Origin of the sequence: Tateyamaria sp., assembly GCF_039940735.1 — a bacterium.
Taxonomy (GTDB): Bacteria; Pseudomonadota; Alphaproteobacteria; order Rhodobacterales; family Rhodobacteraceae; genus Tateyamaria.
In genome coordinates this window covers 1-15,119 of record NZ_JBDVGB010000016.1, presented here as the reverse complement: position 1 = coordinate 15,119, position 15,119 = coordinate 1, and the positions used below count along the sequence as shown (strand labels likewise).

Sequence of the window (15,119 nt, the reverse complement as noted above, 5' to 3'; positions counted from 1 at the left end):
TCCATGCTGATCCAATCCCCCCACGATCCCGGCTTTGTGCAAAACCCTTATGCGGTTTACGACCGCGCGCGCGTCGATGGGCCTGTTCTGTTTTGGAAAGACTATGGCATGTTGGCTGCGTTCGACCATGCCACCGTCCATGCCCTATTGCGTGACAAACGATTGGGCCGGGCCGTACCGGATACACGGCGCAAACCAGTGCCGGATCACCTGAAAGCCTTTCACGCGGTCGAGAGGCATTCGCTGCTAGAGCTAGAACCGCCCGAACACACCCGCTTGCGCCGCTTGGTGCTGCATGCGTTTACGTCGCGCCGGATTGCCGGGCTTGCGCGCGATATTCACGCCATCTGCGCCGAACTGCTGGCCGCGTTACCAGCGGGTGATTTCGACCTGATCCCGACCTTTTGCGCGCAGGTGCCCGTGCGGGTCATCGCGCGCCTTTTGGGTGTGCCTGAAACCATGGGCGCCGACCTTTTGCGTTGGTCGTCGGCAATGGTGGCCATGTATCAAGCCGGACGCTCCCGCGCGATTGAGGACGCAGCCAACACTGCCGCGGTTGAATTCACCGACTTTCTAAGCAGCTACATTGAAACCCGCCGCAATGATCCGCGTGATGATCTGATCACCGAACTGATCGCGGCTGAGGCTGAGGGGCAGACCCTTGCGTTGGATGAAATGATCGGCACCTGTGTTTTGCTGCTAAATGCGGGCCACGAGGCAACGGTGCACAGTCTGGGCAATGCGGTAAAATGTTTACTTGAAACCGGGACTGCGCAGGCGTTGGGGCCGGATACAATTGACGGAACTGTTGAGGAATTGCTGCGCTTCACCCCGCCGCTGCACATGTTCACGCGCTACGCCTATGAAGAGGTTCAGATTGGGGGCCATGTCCTGCGCCCCGGCGAAGAAATCGCCTTGATGCTGGGGGCTGCGGGGCGTGATTCGGCTGTGTTCGCTGATCCGCATCGATTTGATCCCAAACGCAAAAAGCCTGCCCATCTGGCCTTTGGTGGGGGATTACACTTTTGTGTTGGTGCGCCACTTGCGCGGTTGGAAATGCAGATTGCCTTGCCTGCATTGTTTGTCCACGCGCCACAGTTGCGCATCGGCCAAGCGCCGCGGTTTGCGGACAGCTATCATTTTCATAAATTAGACCAATTGAAGGTCGTGATCTAAAGGCGCTGCGCACGACATGTTTTAGGGGCTCTGCCCCGCCCTGCGGGCTCCCCGAGGTATTTTTGACCCAAAGATGGGTTTACGAGTCGAGTGGGAGCATGGTGGTTGATTTAATTTCTTCCATCGAAAGCAGGGCCGTGACGTTGTGAACACGGACTTCGGAGATTAGTGCTTGATAAAAGACGTCATAGGCGCGGGCGTTTTTTACGCGGACTTTCAGGATATAATCGATGTCGCCTGCAAGGCGGTGCGCCTCTTGCACTTCGGCGCGATCGCGTAATGCTTGCAGGAACTTAGCTTGCCATTCTGCACCGTGTTCTGATGTGCGGATTAGGACAAAAAAGCAGGCTTCGAACCCCAGTGCTTCGGCATCTAGAAACACCGTTTGTTGGCCAATAACGCCGCCTTCGCGTAGCTTGCGGATCCGATTCCAAACGGGTGTCTTGGACGAGCCCACCGCGCGCGCAATATCGTCCAAAGACTGACTGGCATCGCGCTGCATCTCGGCCAGAATTTTGCGATCTACCTCGTCAATGCGAACATCCATTCCATACTCCTGTCGTTTTGTGGACGGGCGTTCTAACGCCACGCCAAATTGGAACAATCATCCTTATCTATGCGCAGACATAGCAACAAACCAGAACAATGTTCTATATTAACGGCTAGTGCTAGTGACCCGAAGGGACTTTTGCGATGAACCACTTTCCAATCTTCCTGAACACCTCTGGGCGGCGCATTGTTTTATCTGGTGGCGGAGATGCCGCATTGGCCAAGTTGCGCCTGCTAATGAAAACTCAGGCCCATATCACGGTTTTTGCCGTTGACGCCGATGCGCAGATTTCTGCATGGGCTGACGCGGGCAAGTTGAAATTAATCGCCCGCGCGATGGAACCGGGTGACGCTATGTGCGCCGCTTTGTTTTACGGTGCCGATGAGGATGCGGTTGAAGACAAACGGACGGCTGCGATTGCACATGCGGATGGGGCTTTGGTCAACATCGTGGACAATCTGGCCGACAGTCAGTTCATCACACCTGCCATCGTGGACCGGGACCCTGTCACCATCGCCATCGGCACCGAAGGTGCGGCCCCTGTACTGGCGCGCGCCATCAAGGCTGACCTCGAAGCAAAACTGCCGACCTCGCTTGGCACCCTTGCTGCAATTGGCAAAGTATTTCGCAAGGCGGCTGATGCCCTGCCCTTTGGCCGTGCGCGTCGTGATTTCTGGCGTGATTACTATTTCAACGCAGGCCCCAAGGCGATTGCTGGCAGCGTTGAGGCCGTTCAACCGGCCCTCGATACGCTACTGGCCGATCATCTGATGAAGACGGCGCGCAAGGGCCATATCGCCTTTGTTGGCGCAGGCCCCGGTGATCCTGAGTTGTTGACCCTCAAGGCCCGCAAAGCGCTGGATGAGGCCGATGTGGTGATTTACGATCGCCTGATCAGCCCTGAAATCCTTGAACTGGCCCGTCGCGAGGCAAACATGATCGATGTGGGCAAAGAGGCCTTTGGCCCATCAACTCCGCAAGAAACGATCAACGCATTGATCGTTGAACATGGGTTGAAGGGTGCGCAGGTTGTGCGCCTGAAATCTGGCGATGCGACAATCTTTGGCCGCTTGGACGAAGAAATTGATGCCGCCACGGATGCCGGTCTTGAATGGCACATCGTGCCGGGTATCACCTCTGCTTCGGCTGCGGTGGCATCCATCGGTCAATCATTGACCAAGCGCGGACGTAACACTTCGGTGCGCTTCCTGACCGGACACGATATGCAAGGCTTTGCCGATCATGACTGGAAAGCCCTGGCAGAGGCAGGCCAAGTCGCCGCCGTCTATATGGGCAAGAAGTCTGCGCGCTTTGTCCAAGGCCGTTTGCTGATGCATGGCATTGATCCGGCCACGCCCGTCACTGTGATCGAAAACGCCAGCCGTGCCGATCAACGTGTTCTGTCCACCACTGTGGCTGAAATGGAACCGACGATTTCGAACGCAAATCTTGCTGGTCCCGCCCTTACATTCATCGGCCTTGCCCCGCGCAGTGCCGTTGCCGCCCTTCCCGAAATCCCCATGCCCGATCTGGCACAGGAGGCCCGTTAAATGCCCAAAGCATTCACCCCCAAAGTCATCACCGCCAATCACCTGCTTGCAGGTGACGTGATTTATAAAACTGCAACTGGTTGGAGCCGCGATCTGGCCGATGCCGAAGTCCTGACCGAAGAGGCTGATGCCGACCTGCGTCTCATCGAAGCCAGCCAACAGGTTGACGAAATCGTTGGTGCCTATCTCGCTGATGTTGCTATTGAAAACGGCACACCGACGCCAACCCATTTCCGCGAAGACTTTCGCGCGACCGGCCCTTCCAACTATGCCCATGGCAAGCAAGCGGAGCTTAACTAATGTACAGCTATTCCGAATTTGACACCGCCTTTCTGGCCCAACGCAACGCCCAATTCCGCGCCCAAGTCGAGCGCCGCATTGACGGGTCGTTGACCGAGGACGAATTCAAGCCCCTGCGCCTGATGAACGGTCTGTATCTGCAATTGCACGCTTACATGCTGCGCGTCGCGATCCCCTATGGGTCGTTGAATTCCGCCAAAATGCGCAAACTGGCCGAGTTGGCCGAACGTTGGGACAAGGGTTATGGCCACTTCACCACGCGTCAGAATATTCAGTACAACTGGCCTGCATTGAAGGACGTTCCTGACATGCTGGATGCGTTGGCCGAGGTCGGCATGCACGCCATCCAAACAAGCGGGAACACCATCCGCAACGTGACGGCAGACCACTTTGCTGGCGCTGCTGCGGACGAAATCGCTGATCCGCGCCCGGTGGCCGAATTGCTACGTCAGTGGTCCACCGACCACCCTGAATTCCAGTTCATGCCGCGCAAGTTCAAGATCGCGATCACTGGCTCACCCAACGACCGGGCCGTGACCAAAGCGCACGACATCGGTCTGCGCATGTTGGAACGTGACGGCGCGCGCGGTTTCGAAGTGATCGTTGGGGGTGGCCTTGGCCGCACACCAATGATTGGTAAAGTTATCAACGAGTTCCTGCCCGAAGCTGACCTTTTGCCCTACCTTGAGGCCATCGTGTCTGTCTGGAACCAAATCGGGCGTCGTGACAACAAATACAAAGCACGCATCAAGATCACCGTGCACGAACACGGCATCGACGAAATCCGCCGTTTAGTCGAAGACCGCTTTGTACAAACCCGCCAAACCTTCACTGGCGTCGATCAACAGATGCTGCGCGAAATCGAAGGGCATTTTGCCCCGCCAACCTTTGTCACCAAATCCGAGGCTGGGTTCAAAGACGCCTATCACAACGACCCCGTGTTTCGCAGCTGGGCCGATACAAACCTGACCGCGCACCGCGCTGAGGGTTATAAAATTGTGTCCATCTCGCTGAAGAAACATGGCGAAACGCCGGGCGATGCCTCTGCCGACCAAATGCGCCTGATGGCGGATTTGGCCGAACAATTCGGCCACGACGAATTGCGCATCAGCCACGAGCAGAACGTGATCTTACCGCATGTGCATGTCTCGGATCTGCCGACCCTGCACGCCGCCTTGAAAGAAGCTCGCCTTGCAACCGCCAATATCGGCCTGATCAGCGACATCATCGCCTGCCCCGGCATGGACTATTGCGCGCTGGCCACGGCACGTTCGATCCCAATCGCGCAAGAAATCGCCACCCGCTTTGACGACATCAAACGCGAACACGATATTGGGCAACTCAAGATCAAAATCTCGGGCTGCATCAACGCCTGCGGTCACCACCATGTGGGCCATATTGGCATCCTTGGACTGGATCGCGCCGGCGTCGAAAGCTATCAGATCACATTGGGTGGCGATCACACCGAAAGCGCCGCTGTCGGCGATCGCGTTGGGCCGGGTTTCTCGGCGGATGATATCGTGCCAGCCATTGATCGCATCGTTGATACCTATCTGGACCTGCGCCAAGACGCAGACGAACAGTTCATCGACACCTACAAGCGCACCGGCCTCGCGCCATTCAAAACCGCGCTCTATCCCGAAGCTAAGGTCGCAGCAGAGTAAGCCCGCATGCTTCATTGTTCCCCAAATATGCAAAACACAGCGCTGGCCCCAAGGGAAACCTTGGTGTCAGCACTGAACGCGCGACTGACGCACCATGGTGCAACCGACGTGTTGCGCGCCGCATTTGATGCCGTGCCTGACCTTGCGCTGGTGTCCAGCTTCGGGGCGGAATCTGTGGTTTTGCTGCACTTAGCCGCGATGGTAAAACGCGACGTGCCGGTGATTTTCATCGACACTGAAATGCTGTTTGCCGAAACGCTTGTCTATCAACAAGAACTGGCCGAACGCCTGCGCCTTAGCAACGTTCGCGTCATCCGTGCCGACGACATCGCAACCGAAGACGCAGATAAAACTCTGCATCAACGCGACACCGATGCGTGCTGTGCTTTGCGCAAAACGCGCCCCCTGCAAACGGCGCTTGCACCCTTTCAGGGCTGGATCACCGGGCGCAAACGCTATCAATCCGGCACCCGCGCCGCGCTAGAGTTTTTTGAAGTCGAGACAGGCACAAACCGCATCAAGGTCAATCCACTGGCCCGTTGGGCCCCCCAAGATGTAGCCGAATACATGGACGAGAACCGCCTGCCCCGGCATCCGCTGGTGGCCAAAGGCTATCCCAGCATCGGTTGCGCGCCTTGTACGTCTCCGGTTGCAGCGGGCGAAGACCCACGCGCCGGGCGCTGGCGCGACTCAAACAAGGACGAATGTGGCATCCACTTCGTCGATGGCAAGATGGTCCGCAAAGGAGCACCACAATGACAATTATCGTGACAGATCAGGGCTTTGGCCCAGACACTTGGGAACATGGCTATACAACTCTGGGCGAAGCGGCCAATGATGCCGTCGCTTTAGATGTCGCCTCGGATGCAGATCCGGACACCATTCCGCTGAGCGCTGAAATCATCCGCGTGGATTTCCCCAGCTTCGCCGACGGGCGCGGTTTCACAATTGCACGCATGTTGCGGTTGCGTGGGTATCAGGGACGACTGCGGGCACGCGGTCACGTGATTTCGGACCAATACGCAATGGCGCGTCGGTCCGGTTTTGACGAGGTCGAAATCAGCCAATCCCTTGCAGCGCGTCAGCCCGAAGATCAGTGGCAGTTCCGCGCTGACTGGCAAGACCACGACTACCACGCGCGCGTGCGCGGTGCGTCCAACCACTAGTAACACCTTTGGGCGCGGCATTTCGCCCGGCACCCCAATCGACAAAACCTCTTCCTAATCGGAGCAGCGTTGGTGTAAGCTAACGCTTGTATACAAATGAACGAGCATAGCCCCGTGACCCAATCCAATGCCGTCAAGGCCACTCCTACTCTGCCCGACGCCCAAGTGGTGACCCAAGTCACGCACTGGACAGATCGGTTATTTTCCTTCCGCGTGTCGCGCCCTGCGTCGTTGCGCTTTCGCTCAGGCGAATTTGTAATGATCGGCCTGATGGGCGACCCGCACCCCGAAACGGGCAAGGTCAAACCGCTGCTGCGGGCCTATTCCATCGCGTCGCCCTCTTGGGACGAAGAGTTGGAGTTTTATTCTATCAAGGTCCAAGACGGTCCCCTGACATCGCGGTTACAACACATCAAAGCAGGTGACGAAATCATCCTGCGCCCCAAACCTGTGGGCACGCTGGTGCACGACGCGCTGCTGCCCGGCAAACGGTTGTGGTTCTTTGCAACAGGCACAGGCTTTGCGCCTTTTGCCTCGCTGCTGCGCGAACCGCAAACATACGAAGACTACGACGAAATCGTCATCACACACACGTGCCGTGAAGCGGGCGAACTGGCCTACGGTGCAAAGTTGATCGAAGATCTGAAGAACGACGAACTGCTGAACGAACTGATCGGCGAAGGGTTTTGGAAGAAGATTAAGTACTATCCCACCACGACCCGCGAAGAGAGCCCGAAGATGGGCCGGATCACTGACCTTATGAAATCGGGCGAAGCCTTTACAGATCTGGGCGTAGAGCCTCTGAATGCTGCGACAGATCGTGCAATGATCTGTGGCAACCTTGCATTCAATATCGAGCTTAAAGAAATGTTCGAAGGTTATGGCCTAGAAGAAGGCGCAAATTCAAAGCCTGCACATTACGTCGTCGAAAAAGCGTTTCTGGATTGACCACGTTGGTGGGTTAAAACCCACCTTACGACACCATCGGTAAGGTGGATTTTAATCCACCATCGCATAAATAAAGGCCGCGCCCCAATGTGGGACGCGGCCTTTTACATTCTCATTCAGGTGTTTGAATTAGAAACCCAGCGCGCTTTTCACAGCGTCCAATGCCGTGGTCAGCAATTCGGGGTTGTCCTGTGCTTGCTGCAAACCGGTTTTCAGCGCAGTTTTCTGAAACGTTCCAAGCTCAGACCCATCGATCATGTCTGAAACTTTGCTCAGATCAAAACCGTCAACACTCAAAAGATCAGTGATGCTGCCAGCATCAGCAGCTTCTGCGACGCCCTCAACTGCTGCGTCAGTTGCGGCCTCAGTGGCTGCATCCGTTGTGGCTTCTACCGCATCTGTTGCCGTGTCTGTCACTGCGTCAGTTGTTGCTTCAACGGCGTCTGCTGCAGTGTCTGTCACCGCGTCAGTCGTTGCTTCAACAGCGTCCGCGGCAGTGTCTGTCACAGCTTCAGTCGTTGCCTCAACAGCGTCTGCTGCAGTGTCTGTCGCAGCTTCAGTGGTTGCTTCAACAGCGTCTGCTGCAGTGTCGGTTACCGCTTCAGTGGTTGCGTCAACGGCGTCAGTCGCAGCATCCGTTGTCGCATCTACAGCGTCTGTTGCCGTGTCGGTCACGGCTTCAGTCGTTGCCTCAACAGCGTCTGTGGCTGTTTCTGTCGCTGCATCTACAGCTTCGGCACCAGCATCTGTTGCAGCGTCTACTGTATCAGTGGCTGTGTCTGTTACCGCCTCGACTGCATCGCTTGCTGTTTCCGTAGCACCTTCAACAACATCGCTCGCGGCGTCGGTTGTAGCATCGACCGCGTCTGAAGCTGTGTCGGTTACTGCATCAACCGCGTCGCCAGCCGCATCAGCTGCATCCGCCGCGACATCGCCAGTGGCTTCCACAACCGACTCTGCTGTATCAGTCGCGGCGTCTACCGCGTCACCTGCAACTTCGCCCGCAGCTTCAGCCGTGTCCGCAACTGCATCTGCGGCCCCTTCGGCTGCATCAGTCACAGCGTCAACAGCGCCTTCAGCTGCATCCGTCGCTGCATCCACAGCACCTTCGGCCGCATCAGTCGTCGCTTCAACCGCATCGCCGACAGCTTCACTGGCACTTTCCAACGCTTCGGGTGCGTTGACTGCATCTGCGGCCTCATTCAAAGCTTCTTGCGGTGATTTCCCAGAATAGAGCAAATACGCCCCACCCGCGATCACAGCAGCCACGACAATCCAAATCAGGTTTTTCATACTTTATGTCCTTACTTAACCAACCACTGAAAAACGCGTCAGGTGCGTTGTTCATTCTGAGACGTCAATTGCGCGTATGAGGGAAAAGGTTCAAGGGGGAATTTCTCACTCATAGGCGCAGTATGGCCTATTTCGTGGGTTGAAGAAACCGAAGTGGCGGGCTACGTTTTGTTCGCGAAATTCATCAACAATCCAAGGACAACCACCATCGCTCGCAGACCACACAATGCGCCGCCGCAACGCGACACCGGCCCGCGCGTCAACGACAAGATCCGTGGCGCAGAAATCCGCCTCATTGGCGCCGACGGCGAAAACGCCGGTGTTGTCAGCCCCGAACGTGCCATGGAAATGGCCGCAGACGCTGGGCTGGACCTGGTTGAAATCTCTCCGAATGCATCGCCGCCGGTGTGTAAGATCATGGATTTCGGCAAGTTCAAATACGAGACCCAAAAGCGCGAAGCCGAGGCTCGTAAAAAGCAAAAGATCATTGAAATCAAAGAGGTCAAGTTCCGTCCGAACACTGACACCAATGATTACGACGTCAAAATGCGCAACGTGTATAAGTTTTTGGAAAACGGCGACAAGGTCAAGATCACCCTGCGTTTCCGTGGTCGCGAAATGGCGCACCAAAACTTGGGCCGCGAATTGCTGGAGCGGGTTGCCGAAGACACCAAAGAACAAGGCCGGGTCGAGAACTTCCCAAAAATGGAAGGCCGTCAAATGGTCATGCTGATCGGTCCTCTTCCTGCCAAGGGCTAAGATCGAATCCTTGTTATTGAGGGGCCGCATTTCGCGGCCCTTTTCATTTTTGATCCACGAGGGACCCCAATATGGCACAGTTCGCACACTACCCAAGTCTGAAAGACACGTCCGTTTTGGTCACGGGCGGTGCGTCCGGCATTGGCCGCCTAACGGTGCAAGCCTTTGCGGACCAAGGTGCGCGCGTTGCCTTTTTGGACCGCGATGCACCAAGTGCTGCCGACGTCACCAAAGCCACAGGCGCGCCCCACGCCCTTTGCGATTTACGCGACATCAGGGCCACTCAGTCCGCCATCGCCACATTGGCCGAACAGGTCGGTCCCTTTACCGTGCTTGCCAACAACGCGGCGCGCGATGATCGCCACGATTGGCGCGATGTGACGCCCGAGTATTGGGACGAGCGCATGAACACAAATCTGCGCCACATGTTCTTTGTGATGCAGGCCGTGGCTCCTGGCATGATCGAGGCCGGGGGCGGGTCCATCATCAACCTCGGGTCCAACAGCTGGTGGGAAGCAGGCGGCGGATTTCCTGCCTACGCCACCGCCAAGGCCGCCGTACATGGCCTCACACGCACCATGGCGCGTGATCTGGGTGATCACCGTATCCGGGTGAACACAGTTGTACCCGGCTGGATCATGACCGAGCGGCAAAAAGAGCTGTGGGCCACCCCCGAAGCACTTGAGGCACACCGCGCCCGCCAATGCCTGCCCGATTTGATCGATCCGATCTATGTGGCGCGCATGGTGCTTTGGCTGGCCTCGGATGATGCAGCGATGTGCACCGCCAGCAACTTTATGGTCGAAGCGGGTTCGATTTAAGGCAAAGTAACGTAGACCTTAATGCAGGCGACAATGCCCACGCGCGACTGGTTACGGCCACAAACGACGCCTCTTGATCGTACAACGGTCTTTCGACGCGCGGCACCTGAAATCACATACTGCGGACTCTCTTGTCTTTTAGCTCCGAGGTCCGCTGTGCGGGACGAAGCTGCCGATCGCATTTATTGTTTTAAAGTCGGCTTTTGCAAACATTGCCGCCAACAAATTCTATTGAGGGTCAAGCACCAACCTTGTCTTGCAACTAGGTTTGTACCTTAATCGTACCCTATTAAAACTGGTCCGCCCTTCCGACGCACCAATCTTTATTTTCAACCCTAAGCGTCGCTTCTCCTAACGTCATCTGAAAGAAGTCACCATCGACACCTAAAGAAAGCTCGTTGTCTTTAAAGATTGCTTCGTCAAAGGCCCAGACTTCTGAGTCCTTGTTAGGTTCTGTATATACAACGATCCACGTAAATAGGTTGTTATTGATGAGTCCGGCACACCAATCACTGCCACCCAGTGCGGGCGGCTCAAAATCAAGACAGCTCCCATCAATGCTTAGCTCCATACCGATTTCCAGTTCCACCGAAGTCGGCTCGTTCTGGCAATTGAAGTCAAAAACGAAGTGTCTCTGATCTATTGAAATCACCTTGCCCAAATATGTATCAGTTCCGAACCTCAAACTATCCGCTGAAGCATGAGTTGCGGTCAGCAGTAGAAGGCAAAGCGGCACGAGCTGACGAATCTCTGAGGACGTATGAATTTGGTATTTTGATAGTAAAAACATCGACATCTACTCCTGGGACATCAAATTTAGGTGAGAAAAAAGCTACAATACGGTCATCAGTTCTACTCAAAACAAGTATCTTGTTACCCGCAAAAACCTCGGAATTCAAGAAATCAACGGCGCTTTCACCTTCCGTTGCTAAACAAACCAACTGCCTAAGAGCCGATGTGTCCGCATTCAAGTCACGATTGTAGAGCACCTGTGCCAACTGAGTAACTCTGACTTCTGAAAGGAAAAGAAAGATTCCGGCGAACGGAATGACGAGAGCAGTCACCGGTATACGTCGGCTCCACAATTTGATTGCATAGGGTGCGCCGACGGCCATGCTGGCAACAGCAACAGCTAGCAGCGTTCCCAGAAGCTGGAAATCGTAACGGATTAAGTCGACTCCCCTTACCAAAAAGTGCCTGGCATCTGAATTTAAATCGGCGAAAGAAAGTCCAAATTGGCCATAATAGTCCGTAAGGAACGAGTAGCCGATGAAAGTTAGCAGTGCCACAATCGAAACCAAGAAATTCATAAGCGATACTAGTGAAGCTGATTGCATTTTCTTCCAACCTCTCAATTGTTAATGGCCGTAAGTGCATTCACCATAACTTGAAAACGTCCAAGTTCATCTCCAAATTTGAAAGGAGCGGTCGTTCATGCGGAATGCAGCCTACAAATTGCGCATTAACTGTCACCGCTGTTGGAAACAAAAAGGGGCCGCCCAAAGGCAGCCCCGCAATCAAATCTCGATGTCAGATATCACGCCGCAGCTGTGACCGCCCGCTTGGTCATGACAGCACACAAATGCGCGCGATAAGCGCCCGTGCCATGCAGGTCAGAAATCATATCATCCCCGCTCAAAGACAGCCCATCAAGCGCGTCGGCTGAGAAGTTGGCCGACAATGCCGCTTCGGCCTCGGCCCAACGGAACACACCGTCATTGGACGCGCCCGTAATGGCCACACGCACCCCGTCGGCGTATTTGGCGACAAACACACCTACCAAAGCAAAACGCGATGCAGGTTGCACAAACTTCTGATAGTTCGCCGCCTCAGGCACAGGAAAGCGGACCTCGGTGATGATTTCACCTTCGTTCAAAGCTGTCTCGAACATGCCCTGAAAATAGTCGTCCGCTGCGATCTCGCGCGTGTTGGTGACGATAGTCGCCCCCGATGCCAAAGCCGCTGCGGGATAACAGGCAGACGGGTCATTGTTGGCCAACGACCCACCAATGGTGCCACGGTTGCGCACAGCAGGATCGCCAATATGGGACGCCGTCGCGGCAAGCGCAGAGTATGCCCCCGCCTTGCCCGCGACTGTGGCATGGTTGGTCGCCCCACCAATACACAGCGCACCATCACTGCCCGTGCTCAACCCTTGCAACTCGGAAATCCCGTTAAGGCTCACCAATGTCGTCGGGCTGGCAAGACGTTGCTTAAGCGTAGGGATCAACGTCTGTCCCCCGCCCAGCGCCTGCGCGTCTTCAGCACCCAACGCCTTGACGGCATCGGCAACAGAAGCAGGTTGTTCAAAATCAAAATTGTACATCTTTTCAGACCTTTCTTTCGGCAATCTGATCCATCTTCATCTTGCCAAATAAACTCCGGGGGTGTCGCGCCATAGGCGCGCCAACTTCATTCAACATCACGCCTTTGGCGTGGGGGGCAGCGCCCCAGTCCCACGTTTTCATCCCTACTGCATTGCTGCCCAAACACGATCCGGACTCAGCGGCATATCCACATGGGTCACATCAGACCCACCCGAACGCAACGCATCCACAACCGCATTGACCACCGCAGGAGGAGACCCAATCGCCCCCGCCTCACCGCAGCCCTTCACGCCCAATGGGTTGTGCGTGCACGGCGTCTGACAAGAATGATCCACATTGAACATCGGCAAATCATCTGCACGCGGCATCGCATAATCCATATAGGACGCGCTAAGCAGCTGACCGTTTTCGTCATAGGCACAGTTTTCCAGCAACGCCTGACCGATCCCTTGGGCCAAGCCACCATGGACCTGCCCGGTTACGATCATCGGGTTGATAATGTTGCCAAAGTCATCGGCCGCCATAAAGCGATCAATCGTGACTTTACCAGTGTCCGGATCAACCTCAACCTCGCAGGCGTAAGCGCCTGACGGATAGGTAAAGTTGGAAGGATCATAAAACGCAGTCTCCTCCAAGCCCGGCTCGATGTCCTCAAGCGGATAGTTGTGCGGCACATAGGCCGCCAAGGTTACATCACCCCAAGCCACAGATTTGTCCGTGCCCGCCACAGAAAACGCGCCGTCTTTCAACTCGATATCCGTTTCAGACGCTTCCAACAGGTGGCTGGCAATCTTCTTAGCCTTTGCAATGATCTTTTCCGTTGCACGCACCATGGCCGATCCGCCCACCGCGATGGAACGAGATCCATAAGTCCCCATGCCCATCGGCACACGGTTGGTGTCCCCATGCACGATCTCAATCATGCTTTCATCAATACCGATCATCTCAGCCACAACTTGGGCAAAAGACGTCTCGTGACCCTGCCCGTGGCTGTGTGAACCCGTCATAACGACAAGCCCGCCCGTGGCATTCACCCGCACAGTGGCTGATTCATACAGACCCGCACGCGCACCAAGCTGGCCAACAAGGTTGGACGGCGCAATGCCGCACGCCTCGATATAACAGTTGACCCCAAGCCCACGCAGCTTGCCGTTTTTCTTGCTTTCGGCACGACGCGCTTCAAAACCGGCAAAGTCGCCCATTTCTTCAAGCTTATCCATAGTGGCAACATAATCACCCGTGTCATATTCAACCGCCACAGGCGTTGCATAGGGGAACTGAGTGATAAAGTTCTGACGACGCAGCGCAATCGGATCAACACCCAACTCGCGGGCCGCTTTGTCTACGACACGTTCCAACTGGTATGTGGCCTCTGGGCGCCCAGCGCCACGATAGGCATCAACCGGCACAGTGTTGGTAAACACAGCCTTCACATTCACATAGATCAGCGGCGTCTTGTAGTTGCCCGCCATCAATGTGCCATGCAGCCACGTGGGCACACTTGGCGCGAATGTGCTAAGGTAGGCACCCATATTCGCATAGGTGTCCGTGCGCAGCGCGGTAAAGTTGTTGTCCGCATCCAACGCCAATTGGATCTTGCTGACGTGGTCACGGCCATGGGCGTCCGACATGAACGCCTCTGTACGCGACGAGGTCCACTTGACCGCGCGATTACATGCCTTAGCCGCAAAAGTGACAAAGGCCTCTTCCTGATAGTGGAAGATCTTAGTGCCAAAACCGCCACCAACGTCTGGCGCCACAACGCGCAACTTGTGCTCTGGAATGCCAAGCACGAACGCCCCCATCAACAAGCGAATGACGTGCGGGTTTTGCGAGGTGGTATAAAGCGTGTGATCATCCGTCCCACGTGAATAATCCCCAACAGCCACGCGCGGCTCCATCGGGTTGGCCACAAGGCGGTTGTTGACCAACTCAAGGGTGGTGACGTGCGCAGCATCCTCAAAGGCCTTGTCAGTGGCGGCTTTGTTTTCCTCAACAAACCCCCAATCATAACAAAGGTTGGACGTCAGATCGTCATGCACCTTGGGCGCACCATCTTTGACGGCCTCTTTCATATCGATAACGGCTGGCAATTCGGCAATGTCGACGACAATCGCCTCAGCCGCATCACGCGCTTGTTCTAATGTTTCGGCAACAACGGCAGCGATCGGTTCACCCACATGGCGCACTTTGCCGTGGGCCAATACAGGGTGGCGGGGTTCTTGCATGGCTTCCCCGTGCTTGTCCGTCACTTGCCATCCACATGGGATCGACCCAACGGCCTCAAAATCGGCACCTGTGAAAATCTGTACCACACCGGGCATTCCAGTCGCGGCGGCAGTGTCCACCGAAGTTAGAGTCCCGTGTGCAATGTCCGAGCGCAGAAAAAATACGTGCGCCTGTCCATTTACATTGATGTCATCTGTATAATTCCCGACCCCTGTCAGAAACCGTACGTCCTCGCGCCGCTTCGAGCTGGCGCCAATACCTGCGTCCTTTGGCATGTCATTCCTCCCTGAATGTCACACGGGCCCAAGCCCGTTAATCTTTCGTCCCCTGCTTCAT

15 protein-coding genes are annotated in these 15,119 nt (G+C 55.7%); 9 read left to right on the top strand and 6 right to left on the bottom strand.

What is annotated here, in order from left to right; translation table 11 throughout:
- Positions 1-3 precede the first annotated feature (3 nt).
- On the top strand, positions 4-1,176 hold the full coding sequence (locus ABJF76_RS02930; RefSeq protein WP_413820626.1) for a cytochrome P450: 1,173 nt from the start codon (positions 4-6) through the stop codon (positions 1,174-1,176).
- 79 nt (positions 1,177-1,255) lie between these two features.
- Here ABJF76_RS02930 and ABJF76_RS02925 read toward each other — a convergent pair whose 3' ends face one another.
- Positions 1,256-1,723 (bottom strand): Lrp/AsnC family transcriptional regulator, encoded by a 468-nt coding sequence (locus tag ABJF76_RS02925; RefSeq protein ID WP_413820627.1) that lies wholly within the window; start codon positions 1,721-1,723, stop codon positions 1,256-1,258.
- 146 nt (positions 1,724-1,869) lie between these two features.
- Here ABJF76_RS02925 and cysG point away from each other — a divergent pair, with 146 nt between their 5' ends.
- The 6 genes from cysG to ABJF76_RS02895 all read left to right on the top strand — a co-directional run bounded on the left by cysG (position 1,870) and on the right by ABJF76_RS02895 (position 7,354).
- Complete coding sequence (gene cysG / locus ABJF76_RS02920; RefSeq protein ID WP_413820628.1) at positions 1,870-3,276, top strand: siroheme synthase CysG; 1,407 nt, start codon at positions 1,870-1,872, stop codon at positions 3,274-3,276.
- Entirely contained in the window at positions 3,277-3,576 is a 300-nt protein-coding gene (locus ABJF76_RS02915; protein ID WP_413820629.1) for a DUF2849 domain-containing protein, read from the top strand.
- On the top strand, positions 3,576-5,240 hold the full coding sequence (locus ABJF76_RS02910) for a nitrite/sulfite reductase (RefSeq protein WP_413820630.1): 1,665 nt from the start codon (positions 3,576-3,578) through the stop codon (positions 5,238-5,240). Before ABJF76_RS02915 ends, ABJF76_RS02910 begins: the two co-directional genes overlap by 1 nt.
- 27 nt (positions 5,241-5,267) lie before the next feature.
- Positions 5,268-5,999, top strand: coding sequence for a phosphoadenylyl-sulfate reductase (locus tag ABJF76_RS02905; RefSeq protein WP_413820631.1), 732 nt, complete (start codon positions 5,268-5,270; stop codon positions 5,997-5,999).
- Positions 5,996-6,406, top strand: coding sequence for a DUF934 domain-containing protein (locus ABJF76_RS02900; protein WP_413820632.1), 411 nt, complete (start codon positions 5,996-5,998; stop codon positions 6,404-6,406). The genes ABJF76_RS02905 and ABJF76_RS02900 overlap by 4 nt, the downstream gene beginning before the upstream one ends.
- 96 nt (positions 6,407-6,502) lie before the next feature.
- The gene (locus tag ABJF76_RS02895; RefSeq protein ID WP_413820633.1) at positions 6,503-7,354 is read left to right on the top strand and encodes a ferredoxin--NADP reductase; all 852 of its coding nucleotides are present in this window, start codon (positions 6,503-6,505) and stop codon (positions 7,352-7,354) included.
- Between the two features lie 129 nt (positions 7,355-7,483).
- Here the strand turns inward: ABJF76_RS02895 and ABJF76_RS02890 are convergent, their stop codons facing one another.
- Positions 7,484-8,647: a hypothetical protein gene (locus ABJF76_RS02890; protein ID WP_413820634.1), complete on the bottom strand. Its 1,164-nt coding sequence runs from the start codon at positions 8,645-8,647 to the stop codon at positions 7,484-7,486.
- A gap of 207 nt (positions 8,648-8,854) precedes the next feature.
- Here ABJF76_RS02890 and infC point away from each other — a divergent pair, with 207 nt between their 5' ends.
- Entirely contained in the window at positions 8,855-9,406 is a 552-nt protein-coding gene (gene infC, locus ABJF76_RS02885) for a translation initiation factor IF-3 (protein ID WP_413820758.1), read from the top strand.
- Between the two features lie 71 nt (positions 9,407-9,477).
- Positions 9,478-10,227 (top strand): SDR family NAD(P)-dependent oxidoreductase, encoded by a 750-nt coding sequence (locus ABJF76_RS02880; protein WP_413820635.1) that lies wholly within the window; start codon positions 9,478-9,480, stop codon positions 10,225-10,227.
- A 289-nt stretch (positions 10,228-10,516) separates the two neighbouring features.
- Here ABJF76_RS02880 and ABJF76_RS02875 read toward each other — a convergent pair whose 3' ends face one another.
- The 4 genes from ABJF76_RS02875 to ABJF76_RS02860 form a co-directional block, all read right to left on the bottom strand.
- Positions 10,517-10,816, bottom strand: coding sequence for a hypothetical protein (locus ABJF76_RS02875; RefSeq protein ID WP_413820636.1), 300 nt, complete (start codon positions 10,814-10,816; stop codon positions 10,517-10,519).
- Between the two features lie 97 nt (positions 10,817-10,913).
- On the bottom strand, positions 10,914-11,564 hold the full coding sequence (locus ABJF76_RS02870) for a hypothetical protein (RefSeq protein WP_413820637.1): 651 nt from the start codon (positions 11,562-11,564) through the stop codon (positions 10,914-10,916).
- 200 nt (positions 11,565-11,764) lie between these two features.
- The gene (locus ABJF76_RS02865; RefSeq protein ID WP_413820638.1) at positions 11,765-12,553 is read right to left on the bottom strand and encodes an FAD binding domain-containing protein; all 789 of its coding nucleotides are present in this window, start codon (positions 12,551-12,553) and stop codon (positions 11,765-11,767) included.
- Positions 12,554-12,697: 144 nt separating this feature from the next.
- Entirely contained in the window at positions 12,698-15,058 is a 2,361-nt protein-coding gene (locus ABJF76_RS02860; protein ID WP_413820639.1) for a xanthine dehydrogenase family protein molybdopterin-binding subunit, read from the bottom strand.
- Positions 15,059-15,119: the final 61 nt, after the last annotated feature.